Annotated in this window: 25 protein-coding genes and 1 tRNA gene; 18 read left to right on the top strand and 8 right to left on the bottom strand. The window is 59.9% G+C overall.

The features are described from left to right. Positions 1 to 4: 4 nt before the first annotated feature. Entirely contained in the window at positions 5 to 2,470 is a 2,466-nt protein-coding gene (locus tag ACWJKU_RS05990; RefSeq protein ID WP_454146736.1) for a glycogen/starch/alpha-glucan phosphorylase, read from the bottom strand. A gap of 279 nt (positions 2,471 to 2,749) precedes the next feature. Here ACWJKU_RS05990 and ACWJKU_RS05985 point away from each other — a divergent pair, with 279 nt between their 5' ends. After that, positions 2,750 to 4,666, top strand: a complete 1,917-nt coding sequence (locus ACWJKU_RS05985) for a cytochrome c peroxidase (RefSeq protein WP_454146734.1) — start codon at positions 2,750 to 2,752, stop codon at positions 4,664 to 4,666. Here the strand turns inward: ACWJKU_RS05985 and ACWJKU_RS05980 are convergent. Continuing rightward, complete coding sequence (locus ACWJKU_RS05980) at positions 4,659 to 5,090, bottom strand: YqaA family protein (protein ID WP_454146732.1); 432 nt, start codon at positions 5,088 to 5,090, stop codon at positions 4,659 to 4,661. The two genes, ACWJKU_RS05985 and ACWJKU_RS05980, sit on opposite strands and share 8 nt — an antisense overlap. 247 nt (positions 5,091 to 5,337) lie before the next feature. Between ACWJKU_RS05980 and ACWJKU_RS05975 the strand changes: the two genes are divergently transcribed. Continuing rightward, a tRNA-Met gene (locus ACWJKU_RS05975) sits at positions 5,338 to 5,414 on the top strand. A gap of 200 nt (positions 5,415 to 5,614) precedes the next feature. Here ACWJKU_RS05975 and msrB read toward each other — a convergent pair. Then, positions 5,615 to 6,127: a peptide-methionine (R)-S-oxide reductase MsrB gene (gene msrB, locus ACWJKU_RS05970; protein ID WP_454146730.1), complete on the bottom strand. Its 513-nt coding sequence runs from the start codon at positions 6,125 to 6,127 to the stop codon at positions 5,615 to 5,617. 403 nt (positions 6,128 to 6,530) lie between these two features. Between msrB and ACWJKU_RS05965 the strand changes: the two genes are divergently transcribed. The 8 genes from ACWJKU_RS05965 to ACWJKU_RS05930 all read left to right on the top strand — a co-directional run bounded on the left by ACWJKU_RS05965 (position 6,531) and on the right by ACWJKU_RS05930 (position 10,970). After that, positions 6,531 to 6,791, top strand: coding sequence for a hypothetical protein (locus ACWJKU_RS05965; RefSeq protein ID WP_454146728.1), 261 nt, complete (start codon positions 6,531 to 6,533; stop codon positions 6,789 to 6,791). Positions 6,792 to 7,110: 319 nt separating this feature from the next. Continuing rightward, entirely contained in the window at positions 7,111 to 7,437 is a 327-nt protein-coding gene (locus ACWJKU_RS05960) for a c-type cytochrome (protein ID WP_454148054.1), read from the top strand. Positions 7,438 to 7,881: 444 nt separating this feature from the next. Continuing rightward, positions 7,882 to 8,124, top strand: coding sequence for a hypothetical protein (locus ACWJKU_RS05955; protein WP_454146726.1), 243 nt, complete (start codon positions 7,882 to 7,884; stop codon positions 8,122 to 8,124). Beyond that, positions 8,121 to 8,276 (top strand): hypothetical protein, encoded by a 156-nt coding sequence (locus ACWJKU_RS05950; protein WP_454146724.1) that lies wholly within the window; start codon positions 8,121 to 8,123, stop codon positions 8,274 to 8,276. Before ACWJKU_RS05955 ends, ACWJKU_RS05950 begins: the two co-directional genes overlap by 4 nt. 394 nt (positions 8,277 to 8,670) lie before the next feature. After that, a complete protein-coding gene (locus ACWJKU_RS05945) occupies positions 8,671 to 9,192 on the top strand; it encodes a DEAD/DEAH box helicase (RefSeq protein ID WP_454146722.1) in 522 nt (173 codons plus the stop codon). 127 nt (positions 9,193 to 9,319) lie between these two features. After that, positions 9,320 to 9,700, top strand: coding sequence for a hypothetical protein (locus ACWJKU_RS05940; RefSeq protein ID WP_454146720.1), 381 nt, complete (start codon positions 9,320 to 9,322; stop codon positions 9,698 to 9,700). A 45-nt stretch (positions 9,701 to 9,745) separates the two neighbouring features. Next, positions 9,746 to 10,036 carry a hypothetical protein gene (locus ACWJKU_RS05935; protein WP_454146718.1) on the top strand — a complete coding sequence of 97 codons (291 nt, stop codon included), beginning with the start codon at positions 9,746 to 9,748 and terminating at the stop codon, positions 10,034 to 10,036. Positions 10,037 to 10,079: 43 nt separating this feature from the next. Next, a complete protein-coding gene (locus ACWJKU_RS05930; protein ID WP_454146716.1) occupies positions 10,080 to 10,970 on the top strand; it encodes an OmpA family protein in 891 nt (296 codons plus the stop codon). Positions 10,971 to 11,245: 275 nt separating this feature from the next. Here ACWJKU_RS05930 and ACWJKU_RS05925 read toward each other — a convergent pair whose 3' ends face one another. Continuing rightward, positions 11,246 to 12,247, bottom strand: a complete 1,002-nt coding sequence (locus tag ACWJKU_RS05925; protein WP_454146714.1) for a FecR family protein — start codon at positions 12,245 to 12,247, stop codon at positions 11,246 to 11,248. Between the two features lie 160 nt (positions 12,248 to 12,407). Beyond that, a complete protein-coding gene (locus tag ACWJKU_RS05920) occupies positions 12,408 to 12,917 on the bottom strand; it encodes an RNA polymerase sigma factor (RefSeq protein WP_454146712.1) in 510 nt (169 codons plus the stop codon). 326 nt (positions 12,918 to 13,243) lie between these two features. Here ACWJKU_RS05920 and ACWJKU_RS05915 point away from each other — a divergent pair, with 326 nt between their 5' ends. From ACWJKU_RS05915 to ACWJKU_RS05895, 5 genes are all read left to right on the top strand, one after another. Next, on the top strand, positions 13,244 to 13,606 hold the full coding sequence (locus ACWJKU_RS05915) for a hypothetical protein (protein WP_454146710.1): 363 nt from the start codon (positions 13,244 to 13,246) through the stop codon (positions 13,604 to 13,606). A gap of 2 nt (positions 13,607 to 13,608) precedes the next feature. Then, entirely contained in the window at positions 13,609 to 14,361 is a 753-nt protein-coding gene (locus tag ACWJKU_RS05910; RefSeq protein WP_454146708.1) for an energy transducer TonB, read from the top strand. 407 nt (positions 14,362 to 14,768) lie between these two features. Continuing rightward, on the top strand, positions 14,769 to 15,452 hold the full coding sequence (locus ACWJKU_RS05905) for a MotA/TolQ/ExbB proton channel family protein (RefSeq protein WP_454146706.1): 684 nt from the start codon (positions 14,769 to 14,771) through the stop codon (positions 15,450 to 15,452). Continuing rightward, positions 15,436 to 15,843: an ExbD/TolR family protein gene (locus ACWJKU_RS05900; protein ID WP_454146704.1), complete on the top strand. Its 408-nt coding sequence runs from the start codon at positions 15,436 to 15,438 to the stop codon at positions 15,841 to 15,843. Before ACWJKU_RS05905 ends, ACWJKU_RS05900 begins: the two co-directional genes overlap by 17 nt. A gap of 311 nt (positions 15,844 to 16,154) precedes the next feature. Beyond that, positions 16,155 to 16,628, top strand: a complete 474-nt coding sequence (locus tag ACWJKU_RS05895; RefSeq protein WP_454146702.1) for a hypothetical protein — start codon at positions 16,155 to 16,157, stop codon at positions 16,626 to 16,628. Between the two features lie 18 nt (positions 16,629 to 16,646). Here ACWJKU_RS05895 and ACWJKU_RS05890 read toward each other — a convergent pair whose 3' ends face one another. Next, the gene (locus tag ACWJKU_RS05890) at positions 16,647 to 17,228 is read right to left on the bottom strand and encodes a hypothetical protein (RefSeq protein ID WP_454146700.1); all 582 of its coding nucleotides are present in this window, start codon (positions 17,226 to 17,228) and stop codon (positions 16,647 to 16,649) included. A gap of 356 nt (positions 17,229 to 17,584) precedes the next feature. Between ACWJKU_RS05890 and ACWJKU_RS05885 the strand changes: the two genes are divergently transcribed. The 3 genes from ACWJKU_RS05885 (at position 17,585) to ACWJKU_RS05875 (ending at position 20,758) form a co-directional block, all read left to right on the top strand. Next, positions 17,585 to 19,087 carry a phenylacetate--CoA ligase family protein gene (locus ACWJKU_RS05885; protein WP_454146698.1) on the top strand — a complete coding sequence of 501 codons (1,503 nt, stop codon included), beginning with the start codon at positions 17,585 to 17,587 and terminating at the stop codon, positions 19,085 to 19,087. 73 nt (positions 19,088 to 19,160) lie between these two features. Then, complete coding sequence (locus ACWJKU_RS05880) at positions 19,161 to 20,102, top strand: N-acetylmuramidase domain-containing protein (protein WP_454146696.1); 942 nt, start codon at positions 19,161 to 19,163, stop codon at positions 20,100 to 20,102. 35 nt (positions 20,103 to 20,137) lie between these two features. Next, on the top strand, positions 20,138 to 20,758 hold the full coding sequence (locus ACWJKU_RS05875) for a hypothetical protein (RefSeq protein WP_454146694.1): 621 nt from the start codon (positions 20,138 to 20,140) through the stop codon (positions 20,756 to 20,758). Positions 20,759 to 20,798: 40 nt separating this feature from the next. On the opposite strand, the gene ACWJKU_RS05870 is transcribed toward ACWJKU_RS05875, so the two are convergent. Continuing rightward, on the bottom strand, positions 20,799 to 21,113 hold the full coding sequence (locus ACWJKU_RS05870; protein WP_454146692.1) for a DUF190 domain-containing protein: 315 nt from the start codon (positions 21,111 to 21,113) through the stop codon (positions 20,799 to 20,801). After that, entirely contained in the window at positions 21,089 to 21,799 is a 711-nt protein-coding gene (crcB, locus tag ACWJKU_RS05865; RefSeq protein ID WP_454146690.1) for a fluoride efflux transporter CrcB, read from the bottom strand. Before crcB ends, ACWJKU_RS05870 begins: the two co-directional genes overlap by 25 nt. Between the last annotated feature and the right edge of the window lie 199 nt (positions 21,800 to 21,998).

Here is a 21,998-nt window from a genome sequence, read left to right as displayed (position 1 = left end):
CGGGTCACCGGCGCGCGGGTATGTCCCAGATCCGTTCCGCATATTCCTGGATGGCGCGATCGCTCGAAAACCAGCCGGACCGTGCGACGTTCAGAATCGCCTTTCGGGTCCACGCATCGGGGTCGCGATACAGGCGATCGACCTCTTCCTGGCAGGCGATATACGAGCCATAGTCCGCCAGCAGAGCGAACCTGTCGCCCTCTCGAAGCAAGGAATCGATCAACGGCCTGAACCGGTCCGGCTCGTCCGCCGAAAAATATCCCGTCGAAATCATATCGAGGGCGAGCTTCAGCTCGTTATCGGCGTAGTAGTAGCTCCAAGGGTCATAGCCGGCGCGGCGCAGTTCGTCGAGCTGCTCGGCGGTGTGGCCGAAGATGAAGATATTGTCCTCGCCCACCTTCTCGCGAATCTCGATATTCGCGCCATCCAGGGTGCCGATGGTGATGGCGCCATTGATCGCCATCTTCATGTTGCCGGTACCCGAAGCCTCCATTCCGGCCGTGGAAATCTGCTCCGACAGTTCCGCCGCCGGAATGATCTCCATGGCGCGGGAAACATTGTAATCGGGTACGAAAACCACTTTCAGAAGGCCGTCGACCGCCGGGTCGCGATCGATCGCTCCCGCCACGTCGTTGATGAGCTTGATGATCAGCTTGGCCGCGTGATAGCCCGGCGCGGCCTTGCCGCCGAAAATGACCGTGCGCGGCACGGCGTCCGCCGAATGCCCGGAGCGCAGCCGGTTATATCGGGTAATGACATGCAGCACGTTGAGCAGTTGGCGCTTGTATTCGTGCATGCGCTTGATTTGCACGTCGAACAGGCTGGCCGGATCGATCCGGACGCTCAGGCGTTTGTCGACGAGCGCCGCCAAGCGCTCTTTGTTAGCCAGCTTGACCGCCCGAAACCGCGCGCGGAACTCGGCATCATCCGCCAAAGGCGCAAGTTCCCGGAGCCGTTCCAGATCGGTTACCCAGCCGGCGCCGACGGATTCCGTGATCAGCGCGGCAAGGTCGCGATCGGCCTGATTCAGCCATCGTCGCGGCGTGATGCCGTTGGTGATGTTGACGAAACGGTCAGGGAAAATCCGGGCGAAATCCCGGAATATCGTGGTTTTCATCAACCGGGTGTGCAACTTGGCCACGCCGTTGACTTTATGGCTGCCGATGATGGCGAGATGCGACATCCGGAGACGTCTCCCTCGGTCTTCGTCTATCACCGAGACGCGCTGTATCAGTTCGATATCGCCCGGAAATCTCTCGCCGATCTGTTCAAGGAAGCGATGATTGATCTCGTAGATGATTTGCAGATGGCGCGGCAGCAGTTCTTCGAACAAACGCACCGACCAGACTTCCAGGGCTTCGGGCAGCAGCGTGTGATTGGTATAGGAGAAGGTCCGGACGGTGATATCCCAGGCCTCGTTCCAGGGAACGCGGTGCACATCCACCAGAAGGCGCATCAATTCCGGAATCGCTATCGAAGGGTGCGTATCGTTGAGCTGGATGGCCACCTCTTGGGGCAATTCCGAAAAATTGCGGTGATCGGTGGAAAAGTCGTTCAGGATGTCCTGAAGCGAGGCGCTGACGAAGAAATATTCCTGCTTGAGCCGCAATTCCCGCCCCATTTGCGTGGTATCGTCCGGATACAGCACCTTGGACAGGTTTTCCGATTGGGTCTTCTCTTCGACCGCCTTGATGTAATTGCCCTCGTTGAAATATTTCAGCTCGAAATCCCGCGACGCCTTCGCCGCCCACAACCGCAAGTTATTCACGGTCTCGCCGCCGTAGCCCGGAATCGGAATGTCGTAGGCCATGGCCATCACGTCCTCGGTATCGACCCACTGATAGCGAAGCTGGCCATCGGTATCCCGATATTCCGCGACCCGCCCGCGAAACTGCACGCGATAAAGAACATCGGGGCGGGGAAACTCCCACGGATTTCCGTAACGCAGCCAATTTTCCGGGTGCTCGATTTGGTAACCGTCCTCGATGCTTTGCGAAAACATCCCGTAGTCGTAGCGTATCCCGTAGCCGAACCCGGGCAACTGGAGCGTCGCGAGCGAATCCAGATAGCACGCCGCGAGACGCCCCAAGCCGCCGTTGCCCAAGGCGGCTTCCTCCTCGGCCTCGAAGAGCGCCTCCAGGCTCAACCCGACATCGTCCAAAACCTGCCTGAATTCGTCGTAGCATCCGATATTGAGTAAGCTATTCCCCAAAGCCCGGCCGATCAGGAACTCCATCGACAGGTAATAAACGCGCTTCGCGTCCTGCAAATAATAGCGCCGCATGGATTCCATCCAGCGCAAGGTGAGCAGGTCCCGGACGACGTAGGCCAAAGCGAAAAACCAGTCCCGCTCCTGAGTCTCGACCGGGTCCTTGCCGATGGAATAAATCAGCCGATTGACCAGGGCGCGCTTTAGCGAAGAAATGTCTCCGGGATCCAAAGTCTCATATAAATCTGACGGTGCGGCCATCGACCTGAGCCTCCTCGTGAGCTGAAATGCTATCTTGTCCGATCCACTTGAACCGATAATTCTAGGAACGGCGATCGACCGCCTGGATGGAGTAGAAACGCCTCATGAATTCCGGCTACCTTCCTTATCTACCGATTTCACCGCTTGAGCGAAGCCGCTACGTGTCCGATTGCGCGGCGGGCGAGCCGCCTGCCTAAGACACACCCGCGCAGTCCGTCCGTCGACGACCGTTCGATCTGCCTTGAACTATACGATTATCCAGCACTCCGGTAACGCCTCATGAATATCCGCCAAGCGATTTTTGCCGCCCCTTGCCTGCTTGCCCTGTTTTGTTCCGCTTACGCCGCTCAACCCGAACAATCCCTGGCGCCGGGCTACAAGCCGCTGGCCTTCGCATTGCCGGCCCCCGGCACCTACGTCCTACCCGCTCTGGGCGAGGCATCCGACGGCCGAGTATTGGACAATACAGGACGCGAACTGAATTTGCACGACCTATACGGCGATAAGCTGGTTCTCCTGAGCTTTGTCTATTCGACCTGCAGCGACGTCAACGGCTGCCCGCTCGCCGCCGCCGTGTTTCACAAGATCCAGCGCCGCCTCGAACAAGAACCGCAGATCGCCTCGCATTTGCGGCTGATTACCTTGAGCTTCAACCCCGATCACGACACCCCGGAGGTCATGGCCCGCTACGGAAAAGCCTTTGCCAAAAGCCCGGAATGGCGCTTTCTGACCACCCGCTCCGAGCGGGAAATTCAACCCATCCTGGAGGCGTACGGTCAATCCGTCCGAAAGGACTATGACGCCGACGGGAAATTCCTCGGCACATTCTCCCATGTCCTGCGAGTGTTCCTGATCGATCGGGAAAAGCAAATACGCAATATTTACACCGTCTCGTTTCTCCATCCCGACACGTTGGTCAACGACGTAAAAACGCTGCTGGCCGAAACATCCCCGGCCGCCGCCGAAAGCGTCCCTGCCGGCCGCGCCGCTTTTCTAGGCGGCGGCGACGACAAAACCGGCTACGAAACGGCCGATTTCGTCACCCGCTCCATCGCTCTCGCCGAACGCTCCGGCCGTCGGGCCGATCTGGTCGGATACGCCAAACGCCCGCCGCTGGGCCTGCCTCCGGTTCCGACGCCATCGGACAATCCGATAACGGCGGACAAGATCGAACTGGGACGAAAGCTTTTCTTCGATCGCCGGCTATCCCTCAACAACACCTTCTCCTGCGCCATGTGCCACATTCCGGAGCAAGGCTTCGCGAGTAACGAGCAAGCGACCGCCGTCGGCATCGAAGGCCGCACCGTACGGCGCAACTCGCCCGCGATTTACAACGTGGCCTATCTGCAGCGCCTGTTTCATGACGGACGCGAAAACCGGCTCGAACAGCAAGCCTGGGGGCCCTTGTTGGCCGGCAACGAAATGGGAGCGCCCTCGATCGGCTATGTCATCGAAAAAATCCGGGGCCTGCCCGACTATGCCGGCCTATTCGAAAAAGCCTTCAGGCGCGGCCCCTCGATGGAAACCATCGGCATGGCCTTAGCCAGCTACGAGAGAACCTTGAACTCGGCCGATTCGCCTTTCGATCGCTGGTATTTCGCGAAGCAAAAAGACGCTCTGCCTGCCGAAGCGCGCCTCGGCTTCGAGCTGTTCGCCGGCAAGGCTGGTTGCTCTCGATGCCATACCGTCGGCAAAGATCACGCTCTGTTCACCGATCAACAAATGCACAATACGGGCATCGGCTTCCAGGGAGCGATGGCCGGCGATGCGCCGAAACAGAAAATCCAAGCCGCGCCTGGAATCACTCTGGAAATCGACGCCGCCGCCCTGGCCGCCGTCAGCGAAACCAAACCGAACGATCTCGGCCTTTATGAAATCACCCAGGATCCCAAGGACCGCTGGAAATACAAAACGCCCTCGCTGCGCAACGTCGCCCTGACCGCGCCGTACATGCACGACGGATCGCTTTCCAGCCTCGAAGAGGTCATCGAATTCTACAATCGGGGAGGCATTGCCAACGAAAATCTGGATCCGCTGCTGAAGCCCTTGAACCTCGATGAAACCGAAATCAAGGCTCTCGTCGCGTTCCTGCATTCTCTGACGGGCAGCAACGTGCAAGCCATCGTCTCGGATGCCTTCGCCGCGCCGGTGGGCGACCCCGCCGATACGCAAGCCAAAGGCGATGCCATCAAATAAATGCGTAAACGATCGCGGCATAGCGCAAAGCCTTGCCTATCGCTATGGCGAGGAACGACCGCCAAAACGATAGACGCAGCCAGCCGGCCGCAAAACAGAATCCGTCGCCAACGATGGGCAGCCACGAAAGCAACAGTATCGGAAGCCCCCATCTTCGCACCGACGATATCGCTTTTTGCTGACGCGGCCTTGCCAAGCGTTCGGCCGGATATTTGATCGCGGCCAAAAACCCCAGCGCCCAAGTCGTGACCGCGCCCAGGGTATTGCCGGACGTCGCCGTCAACAGCAAAACCTCCGGCGAAAGTTCCGCCTGGCTCACGAGATAGGCCAGCACCGCCTCGGAGCCGCCGGGCGCCAGCGTGGCGGATATGAATGCGCTGCCAAAAAGCCCCCAAAGAGCCCATGTGCCCGTCAAAAATTCCATTGCTCCCATTTTCTTTAGAAGAACTCGATTTAAAGGACGATCCGCTTTTTGCGCGGTCGAAAATTCAAAAAGCCGAAAACGCTGACAATCGCAATATTGACAGAAGTTTGGCAAAAAAGTATGATCTTCATTCTAATTTTCGGCTACGCAGTTCAGCTAGCCAGAGCATCATGCTCCTCTGATTCTTAAATTAAATCCAAGAGTTGAGCAAAGCCTGGAAATGGACCGAGTCGTTTTTCTGTCATAAGGTGATGTAGCTCAGTTGGTTAGAGCGGAGGATTCATAACCCTCAGGTCGGCGGTTCAACCCCGCCCATCACCACCAAGGATAAACCGATTAGGGTGTCGCGGACCTTAATCGGTTTTTTCTTTATGAGCACACCGCCTTGGTGTCGCCCAGACCTTCACGGCTTTCATCGCGCCCTCCTATTTGAATCGATCGGCCTCGGCGAGCGCCCGCCGGGACGGACCGGCATCCGTCAACGCGCCGTACCCGCTCGCGGGGTTCTTGTTCGCGCTATTCCGTCATTTCGCTTGTTCGAACAACGCCCGATATTCACCGTATCCTTCTTTTTCAAAATCTTCCTTGGAAATGAATCGCAACGCCGCCGAATTGATGCAGAAGCGCTTTCCCGTGGGCGGCGGGCCGTCGTCGAACACGTGTCCCAGGTGGGAATCGGCATACTTGCTGCGCACTTCGTCTCGCACCATGAACCAGGACCGGTCTTGCCGATAGCTGATGTTATCCGGCTCCAATGGTCGGGTGAAACTCGGCCATCCGGTGCCGGAATCGAATTTGTCGAGTGAACTGAAGAGCGGTTCACCCGAGACGACATCGACATAAATGCCCTCCCGATGATTGTCCCAATATGCATTATTGAATGCTCTCTCGGTGGCATTTTCCTGAGTCACTTTGAATTGTTCGCCGGTCAGCTTTTCACGGAGGCCTTCCTTGCTTTCTTTCTTGAATTGTGAGGACTCCCAAGACATGGCCAGATCTCCATAAAACAGGGTGATCAATAATAACAAGGCTTTCATGATGTTCCTGCGTCGATTTTCCGGATAACGCTGCGCTTTTCTCCGATTTATCTTACAAATCAGCGATTTTTGAATATTTATGACATCGGGGATCGGTCGAAAAATCCGTTCCCGGAGAAAGCCACGTGGCGTTTAAACCGTCTCGTCATGCCATCTCGCCGGTCGAATTCGGATGCGGAACACGATCCTCCAATCGGATCGTCGCGAGCCTGGCAATTCCGCCGGATATGCACTGCGTTTCTCGTTTCCGATTTTTCACGTCCGCAGTTTGCGATAATCCCTGTCGTCGAAGCGCCGTCGCGATTCCGCAAGGGATCGTCGAACGCGCCCGACAGAAAGCCGCCGAAGCCTAATCGATGCGGCGGCGCGATCAACCACAATCCATCCGACCGAGGTTTCGGCCGTGGCCGACGAGCAATCAAATTTAATCGATCTTCAAGCACTCCGAGCAAAGCGGCTCGCGGAACAGAGCAAAGGCAAATCCCGTCTTCACGAAAGATTCGGGCGGGAATTTCTCCGCGATCTTTTTTGGTACGAGCACGAGCGGGAACCCTCGTCCGCTGCCGAGTTAAACCGATTCCTGGAATCCAAGGGGCTGCCTTCCATGACCGATTCCGCGCTTTTTCGCGGCTGGCTGATGCGTCGCCTGCGCGAGGAGGCGTGAGCCGGAAACCGCCTGCTCCATCCGTGAAAAGCTCAGGATATCGGCCGAATCCGCCTCTTCGCATGGGGCATCCGCTTCATTTGCCGCCGATTGTGTGCAATGATCCGTTTGCCGAACCCAACACGCCGCGATTCACATGTCACCGGGAAACCGCGGCCTTGGATCTCGACTTCGGGTCGGAGCGGCGGCTTCGCCGCGCGTCCCGGCTGCTCAAACATGGACCGTAAAAAGGAGTTTACCCATGACATTTCATCTCCCGACAGCAGTTAAACCGGCATTGGGCATCATCGCGTGCTGCCTGCTTTCGGTTTCCGCGCCGATGGCGCGGGCCGAGACGCCCTACAAGGTCGAAGGCAACAAAGTGGATAAAACCACCTTCGAAGGCTGGAAAATCTACAAACGCCAACGCTGCGAAACCTGCCACGGCCCTACCGCCGAGGGCGGCCCCGCGTTTCCGAATCTGCTCAACAGCCTGAAGAGTCTCTCGAAAGAACAGTTCCAGCAGGTGGTCATGGAAGGCCGAAAGAGCATGCCCGCCTACAAGGGCAATAAAGCCGTCGTGGATCACATCGACGGCCTTTATGCCTATCTGAAGGGACGCTCGGACGGCGTAATCCCGGCGGGCGAGTTGGCCGAGATGAAATGACTCGCTTCGACGAACCGGACTACGGTTGCCCCTATCCGATAGGGGCGGCATAGACCGGAATGATCGCCGCATGCCGGAACGCCGAGCGCCCCGGTTTGCGGCGGTTCCTCCCCGAATCGGGAAAAATCGGCGCTATCGCCGTAGCCGCGCCATACCGCGAGCGCTGGACGCTCGAAACGACACCTCAACGTCTCGAAAAGCATTTCGAGAGAAAAGCGGCGAACAAAATCGGATCAAGGAAACCCAGTTGGGCTTGTCCGGCACCCGCGCCCGGTATCTCTGCCGGAGAGAATTACTTCTGATGATAGGGAAATGCCTCGATGGTTTGGGTGATTCCTATCAATCATCTACCGCTCTCTGCTGGCAGCCAGGCCGAGATTCATGTCTCATTATGGCGGCAGGAGCGGCGGTACAAGGGCGGTATATTACCGCCAGGAGACACCCATGCCAGGCATCACACTCAAGAACATCCCCGACGCATCATATCAGCGGTTAGTGGATATCGCTCGACATCATCATCGCAGTCTTACGAAGGAAATTCTTTTCGCTCTCGAACAGCATGTTCAGCAACAGCCGTCCCACGACAAAACCGAACTGTTGCAGCGCATTCGGGCGGTGCGTGACCGTTCCCCCCCGAATATCAGTGAAGCCGATGTGGATAGCTGGAAGGAGGCTGGCCGGCCATGATTTTGGTCGATACCAACCTGCTTGCCTACTTGCTGCTGCCCACCCCTCATGCGGCCAAAGCCGAGGCAGTTCTGATCAGGGATCCGAATTGGTTCGCGCCGCTACTTATCCATTCCGAGTTCTGCAACGTTCTTCTCGGTGCACCGCAATGATGTCGCCCGGAGTGATGCCGATAGTTTTCTGGCGCTCGCGCAAGAAGTCGTTACGGTACCCGAAACAGCCATCGACGGCCCCGCAGTGCTCGATCTCGCCATCAAAAGCGGCTGCGCGCATACGATTGCGAGTTTGTGTGGCTCGCCCTATCTGAGAGTTCCGCTGGTAACGGCAGACAAAAAGTGCTGCATGCGTTTCCGGGACAGGCGGTAACAATCGAACAGTTCCTGGGCGCAACGACCCCGTGAAATATTGAAATGGGGGCGCCGGCGAATACGACCTCAATAGGAGCGTTCGGGGAATCTTCTCGAAACCGGCGGTGGCGACACCGGGACATCGACACCAGTGTGATGGAAAATCAGGATGTTAAACGTATTTGAGTTTCGCGATACGTTGATCGAAGGGCATCGCACCTTTTCTCGCAGCTTTGTTCGAATCGAAGCCTCCGATATCCGAGACGAGGTAGAACGGCAGAATGCGATAGGCCGTTATTGGCCGGAACCGCTCATCCAGATCAACCCGAACTATCAGCGCAAAGGGACTGTCCAGCAACTCGCCGCAGAAGGGCTTCTCCACAAGGCCTGCGCAGAGATATTTCAAATCGGGAAGGCTGAAGGACAAGCCCTGCCGTTACAGCTTTACGCCCACCAGATGCAAGCCATTGCCAAGGGCCAAAATCGGCAAAGCTATGCCGTCACAACCGGCACCGGTTCGGGCCAGTCGCTTTCGTTTTTCATCCCGGTGATCGATCGGATACTCAAGGCCAAGGAGCAGGACAAGACGCCGCGCACCCGTGCCATCGTCATCTATCCGATGAACGCGCTGGCAAATAGTCAGCTCGAAGAACTCGATAAGTTTTTGCATGATTACCCGGATGGACACCGGCCGTTCTCGGTAGCCCGTTACACTGGATAGGAGACACAGACCGAACGCACCGCCATTGCCGATAACCCGCCGGACATTCTTCTGACCAATTTCATGATGCTGGAGCTCATCCTGACGCGCTTCGACGAGGATGACCGACGCGTGGTCGAGCATTGTCATGGCCCCCAACCGCCAGGATGCCGCCCTGCAAGCCGGGCACTTCAACGACTTCGTTTTCCTGCTGACCTTGCGCGCCGGACTGATCGGCGCTTTACAGGCCAGCAACGGCGAGTTGAATGAGGAGCAACTGGCGGATGCGGTCTTCAAGGCGCTGGGCTTGACCAACTCGATGAAGCGACCCTCGTCGAGTACCTGCGCACGCCGAAGCTCATCGGTCTGGCGCGGCAGGAAGCACAACGGACGCTGCGCTTCATCGTCGGCTATCGGCTGCTGCGCGATCTCCGTCGCGGTTGGCGATTCAACACCCCGAATCTCGATCAACTCGGCCTGCTCGCCATTCGCTACCGTAGCCTGGACGAGTACAACGGCTTTCTGCTGACCGCCAATCTCGATGCCCTATTTGACCGTTTCCTGATCAGCTTCGATGAGCAAGGGCAATTGGTATCGTCTCCTTGTCTCGCTGAAACCGATTCAAGACGGCTTGGGATCGCGCCCGATTCTTGCTTTCTGCCAAAAGCTGATTGCCGAGCGTTCGCTTCTGCGACGCTCCAACCCGTCTTCCAAAGGGCGAAAGAGCTTTTGCGGCTTCGCTTTTTTGATTATCGGCGAAAAGCGGGTCCCGGCCTTCGAACTGCGGGCTTTCGACAGAAGGCCCAATAGTGCAAAACCTGCGTTACACTGTGTTCGTTCGAGCGATGCGGCCAAAAGCGAATAAGCCGCCCGCGCTCAAAAACAAACCGTCCATAGAGGAGACAATAATGCTTAAAAAGACCATTGCCGCCAGCGTAGTCGCCGGGTTGCTGACAGGCTGCGCGAGCGGTCCTTACGGGGGTTCGCCGCAATTCGGCAAGACCGGCACCGGGGCTCTGATAGGCGCGGCCGGCGGGGCCGGGCTCGGAGCGATCATCGCCAAGGACAAAGGCAAAGGTGCGCTGATCGGCGCCGGCGTGGGGGGATTGCTGGGCGCCGGCGTGGGCGCCTACATGGACCGTCAGGAAACGCAGCTTCGCGACCAGTTGGCCGGTACCGGCATCGAAGTGCAGCGGAGCGGCAACGATCTGGTTCTGAACATGCCGAACAATGTTACTTTCGGCTATAACTCCGACCAAATCTCGCCGCAAGCGGCGAGCGCGCTGACGCAAGTCGCCGGAACGCTGAATCAGTTTCCGGAAACCTTGCTCACGGTGGTCGGACACACCGATTCGGACGGCAACGACGCCTATAACATGGATCTCTCCCGCCGGCGCGCTAGCAGCGTGTCCGGATTTCTGATGGCGCAAGGCGTCAATGGCGGCCGCCTGCAAACGGTCGGCATGGGCGAAAGCCAGCCCATCGCAAGCAATAGCACGGAAGACGGCAAGGCGCGCAACCGTCGGGTGGAACTCCTGATCCGCCCCAACCAGGCGGCCGCGCAGCAACCGGGAGCGCCGCAAAACCAGGGCTATTACCCTCCGCAGGGCGGAGCTTATCCGCAAAACGGGTATCCTCAGCCGAATCCCTATCCTCAGCAACAACCCGGCAGCTACCCGCAACCGAACACGTATCCCTATCCGCAGCAACCGGCCAGCTATCCCGAGCAGAACGGTTACCCGCAATACCCCAACGGTTATCCGCAACAGCCCTACCCGGCTCCGACTTATCCGCGTTGATTCATCGGCCTCGGCCCGTTCCGCTTTCGGGGCGGGCCGAAGCTCTCGCCATTCACCCTAAAAACCCTGGTTGAATCTCCGAAACGGCCGCCAGGCCACGCCGGCCCCTCGCCCAAAGGGCGAGGGGCCAGACGCCCTGGTCCCGACCTTCAAAACATCCTCTCCCTTTGGGAAAGGCCGGGGAGAGGGTTTAGGTTCATGGGCCCATCGCACGCTTATCGTTTGACCGGCTTCGAAAAGAAAAGATTGCCGCCGGCCCCGCCGGGGTCTTCCGCTCAGAGGTCGGGCTGATAAAGCAGGATCAGCGCGCCGGCGAGATTCAGAGAGTTCAGCTCCAGGGTTTTTTCGATGGCGGCGAGAACATCACGGGGATGGGTCAGATCGAAGGCGCCGCTGACGATGCGCTTGCCGATGCGCAGATCGACGATCATGATTTTGCCGGGAAGATAACGGTTCAATTCGTCGACCACGGCGGAAAGGGGTTGAAGGTTGAACACCAGGAGACCTTCGCGCCAGGCCGACGCCTGCCGGGCATCCACGTGCAGGACCGGGCCGATGCCTTCCGCATCGCCGCTCGCCTGCAATCCGGCGGTCAGATCGACCGCCCGGTCCTCGGCGCCGACGGCGTAGACGCGTACCCTCCCCTCGGACACGGTGACGGTCATCCGATCGTCTTGCGCATATACATTGAAGGCGGTGCCCGTGACTTTGGCCACGCCGTGAGCGGTCGCGACGAGAAAGGGGCGGGCGGGATCATGGGCCACCTGGAAATAAGCCTCTCCCTCCAGGAGCTGGACCGTGCGCCGCTCCGGAGAGAATTCGACCGACAGGGCCGAGTGGGTATTGAGAAAGACTCGGGAACCGTCCTCCAGCGTGACTTCCCGCTGCTCGCCCCATTGGGTGCGATAATCGCTGGTCCAAAAGTGAAGTTCTCCCGACAACCAAACGGACAGGCCGGTCGCCGCCGCCAGGGAAAGCCCCACGGCGGCCCGGCGGAACCATCGACTTCCCGGCGGCCCGGTCTCGCGGACCGGAGGGCCGGCGCCGGTCTCCCCGCGAGCCTGCGCTTCCTGCCGATCGAACACCTGCTTGGCCGGTTCGTCCAATAATGCCCAAAACGCCTCGACGTCCGCATAAGCCTTGGCGTGCAAGGGACTACGCTTGAGCCAGTCATCGAATCGACTGCGATCCTCGGGCGTAGCCTGGCCGGAGTTGAGTTTGGAGAACCACTCGATCGCCTCGTCGGAAATCGTCGTCTCCACGGAGTTTGGATGCATAACCGGTCGTTATAGTGACGTCTGCGCGACGGACTGGCGTGAGGTTCGCCAGCCTTTTTTTGATTACAGCCGGTCGATCGGTCATTGTCAAACGGTGAAAATTTCTCCGGAAGCGACCCTCCGACAGGACGCCGAAGGGCGTTTTGCTTTCATCGCGACGCTATGACGCGGACGCGCGCATGCGGTCGCGCAAAATCTTCAACGCCTTGCCGATCTGCGTTTCCACCGTGCGCGGGGAAAGACCCAGTTGCTCGGCGATCTCGGCGTGACTGAGGTGCTGAACCTTGTGCAGCAGGAAGATCCGGCGGCATTGCGGGGGCAGCTCGGCGATCAAACGTCCCAGCAGATCCATCTCCTGGCAGGCTTCCGTGATCTTGTCCGGCAAGGGCTTGGGGCAGACCAAATCGTCTTCCAGCGGCTCGTGATAAGCCTGCGCCGACGCCACGACATGCCGCGCGTAGTCGATCGCCAGATTGCTGGCGATACGGAACAGATAGGCGGGAAGATTGGCGATCTCCTCGACGGAATTTTGCTGAATGACGCGCAAATAGGTCTCCTGGACCAGGTCCTCGGCGGTATCACTGCAACCGATGCGGCGCTTCAGCAATTGCAGCAACGGTTTTCGGGTATCCAAAAAAGTCGACTGAATGAGGCTGGCGGACGATTTCATTATTGTTGTTCCTTAACGGCGTTGGAGCCCGAGGCCGTCCGAGCGGCATCGAGGCCTCGGAGAGAGACGTGCCGAGAAATGCAAAGTCTGTGCCGCCTCCCATAACGGTCTGATTCAAGCCCCTGACACGACTCCCTGACGCAGCATGCGGCGTATGGCTCACCTGACTGCGGCATATCACGCAGTTTCGACGCATGCAGTTTCGACGCATCCGGCGCTCGATTTTCCGGACGCCACGGCCGCTGCCGAATTTTTTTGAATCGGCAATACGGGATTAGACCTGCTTTTACGTCTTACCGATAAAGAAGCAACAAAAAGGAATCGTCATGAGGATGAAGCAAGGCCGCTCGGCGCTGTGCCGCCCAAGCGGTTCGAACGGCGCCCGGGCTCCGGATTCGGGAGGGATCGATCGGTCGGAGTTTCCTTCGGCACGCTATTTTCAGATCCATTTCGAATACATCGAGGAACTGCTCGACGAGATAAGGCAGCGACTCGATGCGTTGCGGCAGCAAGTGGCGGATTGTCAGCCCGATTCCGGCCCCGCCCCGGCTGACACGCCCGGATACCGGGTCTGCATGCCGCCGGGCGCCCCGGTCCTCGCGCTACAAGGCGGCGAGAAACGTCAGAAGCCGGCTCGCAAAGCGTCGCGGGCTCTCGATTCCGTGCCCAGTCTGGCGGCGGGAAAATGAAAATGTATTTCGTATCCGAACATCTGCCGCACGGAGGACTCGGAGGCGTGCCGGCCACGCTGGTCGAGCTCCCCTTTACCTGGAAGCGGACGCTCGCGGTGGCCGCCGTGACCGCTCTGGTCGCCGTGCTGCACGGCTTGCTCTTCCTCTGGTACGTCAACCGGCCGGAACCGCTGCCCTTCACCGAAGCGAGGCCCCTGCCGACGATCGACATGGTCCTGTCCGCCCCGCCCTCCCCCGCGGCGGCAGTTCAGCCGAACGTTCCCCCGCCGCCGTCGCCGCCCAAGGAAACGAAGAAGCCCGATCCCAAACCGGTGAAAAAAACCCAGCCGAAGCCGATGCGCAAGGAGCCCGCAGTCAAGCGGGCCGAACCGCAAAAGCAGGAGCAGGCGCAGACGGACACCGCGCCGCCGGCGCCGGCGGCGCCTTCCGCGCCCTCCCAAGACCGTGCCGCTGCCGCGCGCAGCGACAGCTACACGCCGGCCAGCTCGAACGCCGACTACCTGCACAATCCGAAACCAGTTTATCCCGGCGTCGCGCGCCGCCGGCACTGGGAAGGGCTGGTCGTACTGCGGGTCTACGTCGCCGCCGACGGACATTGCGGCGAGGTCCAGGTACAGCGGTCCAGCGGTCACGATGTACTGGACGAAGCGGCTCTCGATGCGGTGAAGAAATGGCGCTTCGTGCCCGCCAAACGGGGCGACGTGGCGCAGGCCAGTTGGGCCACCGTGCCCATCGAGTTCAGATTGGAGTGATCCGGATGAGCGGGCATCTCACAGAATGGATGAGGCGCGCCTCGGGCGCAACCTTGCTGCTGACCGTCAGTTTTTGCACGTATTTCGTCCCGCCGGGCGCCAAGGCTTCCCGCGCCGGCTGGCGAATCGCAGCGCGCATCGAAATCATCGCACGGTCGCGCGACTCGCCCCGCCGACGGCTCCTCATAATAAAGCTCTGAACACGTGGATTCCGGTCATGCCCTTCGACAGGCCCAGAGCAAGCGCCGGAGAGCGTTCGACAAGCCTGTCCTGAGCGAAGCCCAAGGGCTCGCCACGAACGGAATCGATACGTTACCGTTCGTCCTGAGTCTGTCGAAGGACTTGACCAGAGTTTCCATAACGACAACTAACGATTGAAACAACCAGTTGCAACGCGAGAGGACATCATGCTGAACTTATCGGAAACCGCCATCGTCGACGGCACATTGTGCGCGCTCGGCTGTTTTTCCCTGCTGACATGGAGCGTGATTCTGCTGAAAGCGGGAGAACTCGGCCTGAATAAACTGCGCAACCGCAGCTTTCTGAAAACCCTCCGGAACGGCTCCGAACCTGACGCCGGCCGGGAACCCGCGACCGGCGGCGCGGCCCAGCTCGCCCGCGTCCGGCAGGCCGGCCTGGAAACGCTGACCCAGGCGCAGCGGGCGTTCCGGACGGACAAACGAGAAGCCTGGCACGACCTGCTCGAACGCGCCATGCGTCTACAGATCCAAAAGGAAAAAGCGCGGATGGAAGCCGGCCTCGGCTGGCTGGCCAGCATCGGCAGCACGGCGCCGTTCATCGGACTGTTCGGCACGGTATGGGGCATCATGCACGCCCTCAAGGACATCGGCGCCAAGGGTTCGGCCAGTCTGGAAGTGGTCGCCGGCCCGATCGGCGAAGCCCTGATCGCCACGGCCCTGGGGATCGCCGTCGCCATTCCGGCAGTCATCGCCTACAACTTTTTCCTGCGGCAAAACCGGCGCATCGTCACCACGCTGGACCATTTCGCCAGCGATTTCCTGCACGCAACGATTCAACATCATCTCACTCAACCCGCGGTGATCGAACATGGCCATGCACACACCTCATGAAGAAGACGACGGCGGCGAAGTGAGCGACATCAACGTCACGCCTCTGGTGGACGTGATGCTGGTGCTCCTGGTGGTATTCATCGTCACCGCGCCCCTCCTGACCCAGGTGGTCCGGGTCAAATTGCCCAAGACCGAACAAACCGAACCGGCGCCGGACCAGCACATCGCCGTACTGAGCGTGAATGCCGACGGCCAGCCGCTGCTGGACGACCGTCCGGTCCCGCTGGAATCCCTGGAGACGGAGCTGAAAACCTTGCAGGAGAAAGATCCGGAAATCAGCGTCCAGCTACAGGCCGACCGGGCGGCGGTGTTCGATGCCGTGGCCAAGGTCATGGCCAGTGCCCAGCGCTCGGGGATAGGCAAGTTGTCGTTCGTGACCGTGCAGCAATGAAGGCCTGCATTCCGAAGCGGTCCAGAGCGTGTCATGCGCTTTCCGCTCCCGAGCCGGGCGCAGCACTCCGGGGCGGCAGCCGTTAAGGCGCTCCGCCCCGCACAGCCGGCGTACCCCGGACATCAAATCGGCCGAAAACGGGATTCGCGTCGAGCGGAAAAGCGGTGAATCGCGATTCCGAGGAAAGCGATATCCGCTCCTCGAAGCTGGCCGCCATGCCGGAAGCACTGGAACAATGCTTCCGCTCTTCGATATGATTCGGACCTGCGCGACTTCGCGAAAGCCCTTCCTTTTCCCGATACGAGACCCACGTGGCAACTTCAGACGACAAAAACCTTATCGATCTCGGCCTGCGGCGAGTCGATGCGCTACTTTCGGAGCAGATCCAGCTTGAGAGCCCCGGCTTCGAGGAAAAACTCAAAGAAGCCGGCCGCCGCCTACCGGAAGACATCGCCGAGTCTTTGACGACGCTCGAAAATCTCAGGCAGCGACTGTTGAAAAACCATTCCGGCTCCCCCGAGCCCGTGGCCGATTTCATTTTTCAATGCGGCCGGGCCTACGAACGGCTCGATGCCTTCCGGCAGAACCGGATCGCCTCGGAAGCGCTCGCCGTCAGCCCCGACGGCATAGCTCCGGAACCCCTGGAACAGCAGCAAATCGACGCGATCGAACGGCTGATTCAGGCGCGCGACCGCATCTTCCGAAAAGTGGCGGACTTTACCCTGAAGAGCCTGCTCGTCCTTTTCGGACTGTTCGTCGCCGCGTTCCTGATCGGCTTGGTTTGACCTTCGCGGCATCCGGCTTTACCGCCACCGCCGCTTTCCCGGAACATGCAGCCGAACGGCCGGCATTGCCCGGCGTGCGTAGCGGGCCTCATCCGGCCCGCGTATGGACGGATATCCGCCGAAATTCGGATACCCGTAGACCAGAGGGCCCGGCGCGGGATAGCCCCACCACGGAAAATAGACCGGCAGAGGATTGTATTGCCGGCAATACTGAGCGGCCTGAGCTTCCATCACAGCCGCGCGCGCCGATTGCCATGCCGCCAACGCCTCCAACTCGCGCGCCCGGACCAGCCGCTCTTCGCGCGCTTCCGCCGCTTTCCGGAACTCTTCGGCGGCCTGCTGCGCTTTCCACGTCTCCAGCCGCGCGATCGCCTTCGGATCGGGTTTGCCGACCTTGAGCCGTATCCGGCGGCAACTGCCCGAAACCGGCTCATCGGCATACGAAAATCCTTCGGCGGTTCGGCACTTGTAAACTTCCGTCGCATGGGCCGGCCGAGTCCAAAGAACCGCGGCGCTCATGACAGAGCACAGCCAAAGCGCCCCGGCTCGGCGGAGCATGCTCGCCGCCCGCGAACCGCCGCAAACACGCCTGATCGACATACGCGCACTCTCCCTACATTTCGGGGCAACCCCGGGCCGTTAGACCGGAGCGGCGCCCGTTCCGTTCTTTCGGTCCCCGCGCCTTGTTTTATAGAGAGGGCTAGAGCGCTTTCAATGCGGGCGTAGGGGTGACTTGAGTCGCCCCTACTACACATACCCACACGCATTCCGCACGGAATGCCGTTGACGCGGGATGAAAATCTCGAGAGCAAATGCATCGAAAATCCAGGAATATTCTCTCCCTGATTCCCTCATCCCGACCTTCTCCCCGAGAGACATCCGACGGATACGGTGTTGGCTTTGAAAACGGATGGGGATCATAATTCAAACATCGCTTCCCGATACCGCGACGAATCATGCCGACCCATCGCTCTTCCGAAATCCAAGCCGGGCTCCATCGGTTTATGTTCAGGTCGCTCGACGAGCTGATGGCCGAGCGGCTCGCAACGAATCCCGAAACCGTCCTATTGAACCTGTTCAGGCGAACGGCCAGCCATGTTCCCGCTTACCGGTCCTTTCTCGATGCGCACGGCATCGCGCCGGAGACGATCGGATCCTTCGAAGCGTTCCGGCGGCTTCCGCTGATCGATAAGGCCAATTACATGCGGGCCTACCCGCTGCCGGAGCGCTGCCGCAACGGCAACCTGTCGGAGTGCGACCGAGTGGCCGTTTCCTCCGGCTCGACCGGAACTCCCACGTTCTGGCCCAGGTCGATCGTCGACGAGCTGGATATCGCGTTGCGTTTCGAGCAGATATTTCACGACGGCTTCAGGGCGCACGAACGCAGCACGCTCGCCGTGGTTTGCTTCGCCCTCGGGAACTGGGTCGGCGGACTGTACACCACGTCCTGCGCCTGGCATCTCGCGGCCAAAGGCTATCCCCTGATGGTGGCGACGCCCGGCAACAAGAAAGAGGAAATCTTCCGGGTCATCCGGGAACTGGCGCCGCGCTTCGAGCAGACCGTGCTCCTCGGCTATCCGCCGTTCATCAAGGATGTCATCGATGCCGGTCTTGCCGAAGGAATCGAATGGCCGCGCTACCGGGTGAAAATGGTTTTCGCCGGCGAAGTGTTTAGCGAGGAATGGCGCAGCCTGGTGGGCGAACGGGCCGGCTCGAAAGCGCCGTGCCACGATTCGGCCTCGCTCTACGGCACGGCGGACGCCGGGGTGTTGGGCAACGAAACGCCGCTGAGCATCGCCATCCGCCGGTTTCTGGCCGATCGTCCCAAGGCAGCGCGGGAGCTGTTCGGCGAATCGCGCCTGCCGACGCTGGTCCAGTACGATCCGATCAGCCGGTTTTTCGAGGTTCACGAGGAAACCTTGGTGGTTTCGGGCGATAACGGCGTCCCGCTGATCCGCTATCACATCGCCGACAAAGGCGGAATTGTCGGCTACCGCGAGATGCGCGACTTCCTGCGCGATTGGGGCGCCGCGCTGAGCGATCACGGTCTGGACGACGGCTTTCCGTGCCGGCCCCTGCCCTTCGCGTACGTATTCGGGCGCGCGGACTTCACCGTATCGTTCTACGGCGCCAACATCTATCCGGAAAACGTGACGGTCGGCCTGGAGCAGCCGGACATCATGGCCTGGGCGACGGGAAAATTCGTGCTGGAAACGAAAGAGTCGGCGGACGGGGACAAATACCTGAGCGTAACCGCTGAATTGCTGCCCGGCGCCGCGGCGGACGACCGGAAATGCCGGATGCTTGCGGAATCGGTCAAAGCGCAGTTATTGCGGCTCAACAGCGAATTCGCCAACTACACGCCTCCGGAAAAACAACTTCCCAAAGTTACATTGCGGCCGTTCGAAGATCCGGATTACTTCCCGCCGGGCGTCAAGCACCGGTATACGCGGCGATGACGCATCCCATCACGTTTGCCCGGCCTTGAATCCGCCCGCTTTTTCCACACCGTTCGACATCGGAGCGCTCCATATGCCAACAAGAGGCAAGACCAAAAGCGACGTCAATTTTCGCGAGGGGCCGGGCACCCGGTTCAAAGTCATCGCGGTTCTAAAGCCGGATACGGAAATAGTCGTGGAAAAACGGCAAGGAGACTGGCTAAAAACCAGCGTTTCCGGCAAAACCGGTTTCGTGCACGGCAAGTTTGTCTGGCTGCCCTCGAACGAAGTCGCGAGCGGCTTTCTGATCCACCACCCGGATGCGAGTTCCTGGAAATCGGCCCCGAAACAACAGCGCAACGCGCCGCCGGGCGCGGGTTCTCCCGCCAGGCTGACAGCCCGGATCTGGAACAGCTTCGGCGGCTTGCTCGAACCGCTCTCCGGCAAGCTCGGCATCGATCCCGGCGTCGCGGTGGCGGTCGTCGCCACCGAATCGAGCGGCAGCGGATTTCAAAACGGACGCATGATCATCCGGTTCGAAAATCACCATTTCTGGCGTTATTGGGGAAAAGCGCACCCCGAACCATTCGCCCGGCACTTCTCTTTCGACGCCAGCAAACCCTGGACCCGTCACCAGTTTCGTCCCGCCGCCGACAAGCCCTGGCAGTCTTTCCACGGACGCCAGGAAACCGAATGGCTGGTCTTCGATCTCGCCCAAAGCCTCGACGACCAGGCGGCGAAGCTATCCATCAGCATGGGATTGCCGCAGATCATGGGAAGCAACCACGCGCTCATCGGGTACGATTCCGTGGAGGATATGTTCGCGGCCTTCGGCACTGACGAACGCACCCAGTTGATCGGCCTGTTCGACTTCATCCAGGGTCCGAACACTTCCTCGGACAAGGTTACGGCTCTGCAAAGAAAAGATTTCACGGCTTTCGCCGCACTTTACAACGGAAAGGGACAAGCGGCGGCGTACGGCGAAATTTTGCGGCGCTATTACGATGCCTATTCGACTCTGAACTTGGCCGTGTGAAGCCCGGAAAACGCCCCGAGGGATCGGATGACTCCATGACCATCGCACTGCCCCGTCATCATCGACGCCCGGTTTTCTCCCGCATCGGCGCGGCGGTATTGGCCCTAGCCGCCGGTTTCGCCGTGAGCGTCTGCGCCACGGAAGCATCGGTCGGCGCCCGCCGATCCGCCGCGGAAGGCGCAAACGCCGACCGCAGCGCCAGTTTGTGCACTCCGGAAGAAACCGTGGTGTTCAGTTGCAGGACCGCTGGGAAGAAAGGCAAGCTGCTGTCGCTGTGCGGCTCCAGGGTGCTCGACGAAAAGGCGGGCTACATTCAATACCGTTTCGGATCTCCGGGAAAAATCGAATTGGAATTTCCCGAGGGAAAAGAGAACACCCAATCGGCCTTCCGCTACAGCCGTTACACGCGGCCGCTGGTCACTTACCTCGAACTTCGATTTTTTCTGGACGGATACCGGTATTCGATACGGGAAGACTACAATGCGGAAGAAATCCCGCCGGTAAAGGAAGCCTTCGTGGAAGTGAGCCGGTCGCCTCGACCCGGCGGCACGGAGCGACCGGCAACCGTGCGCTGCCGGCAACCCGTTACGGGAAGCCTGATGACTCTCGAAGGCGTGGTTCCCCGAAGCGAGGACGAGGCGCCCGAAGAACCTTGAGGCCGGCGGCGCCGAATCGGCATTTCCGGCGATCGGCCGATCATTCGTCTTTCGTGTGGCTGACTGCCGGCCAGGTGACGACATGGGCCGGATTCATCCGCTGCAGCAGTGTTTGGATGACGGCGTCCACCCGGTTCGGCTCGTCGTAAAACTCGACCACCAGAGGCAAATCGAGGGACAGATCGACCAAAGAGGCCGTGTGGATTTTTCCGTCCTTGCCGAATCCCGTCATGCCCCGCAGCACGGTGACGCCGGCGACCTGTTCTTCGTCGCGCAGGAACTTCATGAGCTTGGACAGAAGATGTTCGCCCTCGCGGAGATAAATCCGCGCTACGGTGACTTGCCGATGTGCCATAGCCAGTTTCCCATGAGTGTACCTAACCAGACGGCCGCAACGCCGAGCAGGGCGTTCACGGCGAAGATGCCTAATAGACCCTGAAACTCCAGCCGAATTTCGGACAATTGGAACGCGAGCCACAAACTGCTCGCCAGGGTCATCACGCCGAGAAAACCGATCAAGATGACCGCCCGGTACGAAACGGACAGATCGAAGCGATGGAAGGCGAATTCGGCCGCCGCGGCCAGAACGAAGACGACCGCCAGGGTGAGCGCCAGACCGCCGTATGGAAAGCCGTGCCCCAGCCACGGATAAAGATCGGCCGCAAAGATCTGCCGCCCCGACACCAGTCCGATCCAGACCGCCGCGAGACACAAAACCGTGCTTAGCAGAATATTCAATCCGGCTTTGGCCAGATCGCCTTCTTCGAGCAGGTACAGCGTTTCCAGCGCAAAGGTCGAGAAAGTCGTGTAGGCGCCCAGGAACCCCACCAGAATCGCTGCCCGATATTCGACGGCCAGCGAAAATCGTTGCAGCATCAGCTCGGTCAGGAATCCCATCAGGAACGAGCCGGACACGTTCACGAACAATGTGCCGTGCGGAAAGGCCCGGCCCAGCCAGGCATAGATGCCGGTGGCGACCAGGTAACGCGCTACGGCTCCGATCGAGCCGCCCAAAGCGATGGCGAAGAGTTGTCTCATCATACTTGGTTCAAATCCCGAATCATCGGCACCATCCCGGTGACGGCCGGAACCGCGGCGCCATCGCCACGACCGGGAGGACGATGGCAGCTCGGTTAGCGGAGCGGCCGCTAGAACGTTTTCAGTACGGACGCAGGGGCCATGTAGGGGCGACTTCAGCCGCCCCCACTATTTCAAGCGAAATGGACGAAAGAGAGCGGAA

It is taken from the genome of Methylocaldum sp. MU1018 (assembly GCF_053646775.1).
This window is presented reverse-complemented; position numbering and strand designations above follow the sequence as displayed.

Bases quoted from the DNA above. Each gene is read 5' to 3' on its own strand.
- ACWJKU_RS05990 (WP_454146736.1), bottom strand. From the start codon at position 2,470: ATGGCCGCACCGTCAGATTTATATGAGACTTTGGATCCCGGAGACATT.
- ACWJKU_RS05985 (WP_454146734.1), top strand. From the start codon at position 2,750: ATGAATATCCGCCAAGCGATTTTTGCCGCCCCTTGCCTGCTTGCCCTG.
- ACWJKU_RS05980 (WP_454146732.1), bottom strand. From the start codon at position 5,090: ATGGAATTTTTGACGGGCACATGGGCTCTTTGGGGGCTTTTTGGCAGC.
- msrB (WP_454146730.1), bottom strand. From the start codon at position 6,127: ATGAAAGCCTTGTTATTATTGATCACCCTGTTTTATGGAGATCTGGCC.
- ACWJKU_RS05960 (WP_454148054.1), top strand. From the start codon at position 7,111: ATGGCGCGGGCCGAGACGCCCTACAAGGTCGAAGGCAACAAAGTGGAT.
- ACWJKU_RS05955 (WP_454146726.1), top strand. From the start codon at position 7,882: ATGCCAGGCATCACACTCAAGAACATCCCCGACGCATCATATCAGCGG.
- ACWJKU_RS05950 (WP_454146724.1), top strand. From the start codon at position 8,121: ATGATTTTGGTCGATACCAACCTGCTTGCCTACTTGCTGCTGCCCACC.
- ACWJKU_RS05940 (WP_454146720.1), top strand. From the start codon at position 9,320: ATGGCCCCCAACCGCCAGGATGCCGCCCTGCAAGCCGGGCACTTCAAC.
- ACWJKU_RS05935 (WP_454146718.1), top strand. From the start codon at position 9,746: ATGAGCAAGGGCAATTGGTATCGTCTCCTTGTCTCGCTGAAACCGATT.
- ACWJKU_RS05930 (WP_454146716.1), top strand. From the start codon at position 10,080: ATGCTTAAAAAGACCATTGCCGCCAGCGTAGTCGCCGGGTTGCTGACA.
- ACWJKU_RS05925 (WP_454146714.1), bottom strand. From the start codon at position 12,247: ATGCATCCAAACTCCGTGGAGACGACGATTTCCGACGAGGCGATCGAG.
- ACWJKU_RS05920 (WP_454146712.1), bottom strand. From the start codon at position 12,917: ATGAAATCGTCCGCCAGCCTCATTCAGTCGACTTTTTTGGATACCCGA.
- ACWJKU_RS05915 (WP_454146710.1), top strand. From the start codon at position 13,244: ATGAGGATGAAGCAAGGCCGCTCGGCGCTGTGCCGCCCAAGCGGTTCG.
- ACWJKU_RS05910 (WP_454146708.1), top strand. From the start codon at position 13,609: ATGTATTTCGTATCCGAACATCTGCCGCACGGAGGACTCGGAGGCGTG.
- ACWJKU_RS05905 (WP_454146706.1), top strand. From the start codon at position 14,769: ATGCTGAACTTATCGGAAACCGCCATCGTCGACGGCACATTGTGCGCG.
- ACWJKU_RS05900 (WP_454146704.1), top strand. From the start codon at position 15,436: ATGCACACACCTCATGAAGAAGACGACGGCGGCGAAGTGAGCGACATC.
- ACWJKU_RS05890 (WP_454146700.1), bottom strand. From the start codon at position 17,228: ATGTCGATCAGGCGTGTTTGCGGCGGTTCGCGGGCGGCGAGCATGCTC.
- ACWJKU_RS05885 (WP_454146698.1), top strand. From the start codon at position 17,585: ATGCCGACCCATCGCTCTTCCGAAATCCAAGCCGGGCTCCATCGGTTT.
- ACWJKU_RS05880 (WP_454146696.1), top strand. From the start codon at position 19,161: ATGCCAACAAGAGGCAAGACCAAAAGCGACGTCAATTTTCGCGAGGGG.
- ACWJKU_RS05875 (WP_454146694.1), top strand. From the start codon at position 20,138: ATGACCATCGCACTGCCCCGTCATCATCGACGCCCGGTTTTCTCCCGC.
- ACWJKU_RS05870 (WP_454146692.1), bottom strand. From the start codon at position 21,113: ATGGCACATCGGCAAGTCACCGTAGCGCGGATTTATCTCCGCGAGGGC.
- crcB (WP_454146690.1), bottom strand. From the start codon at position 21,799: ATGATGAGACAACTCTTCGCCATCGCTTTGGGCGGCTCGATCGGAGCC.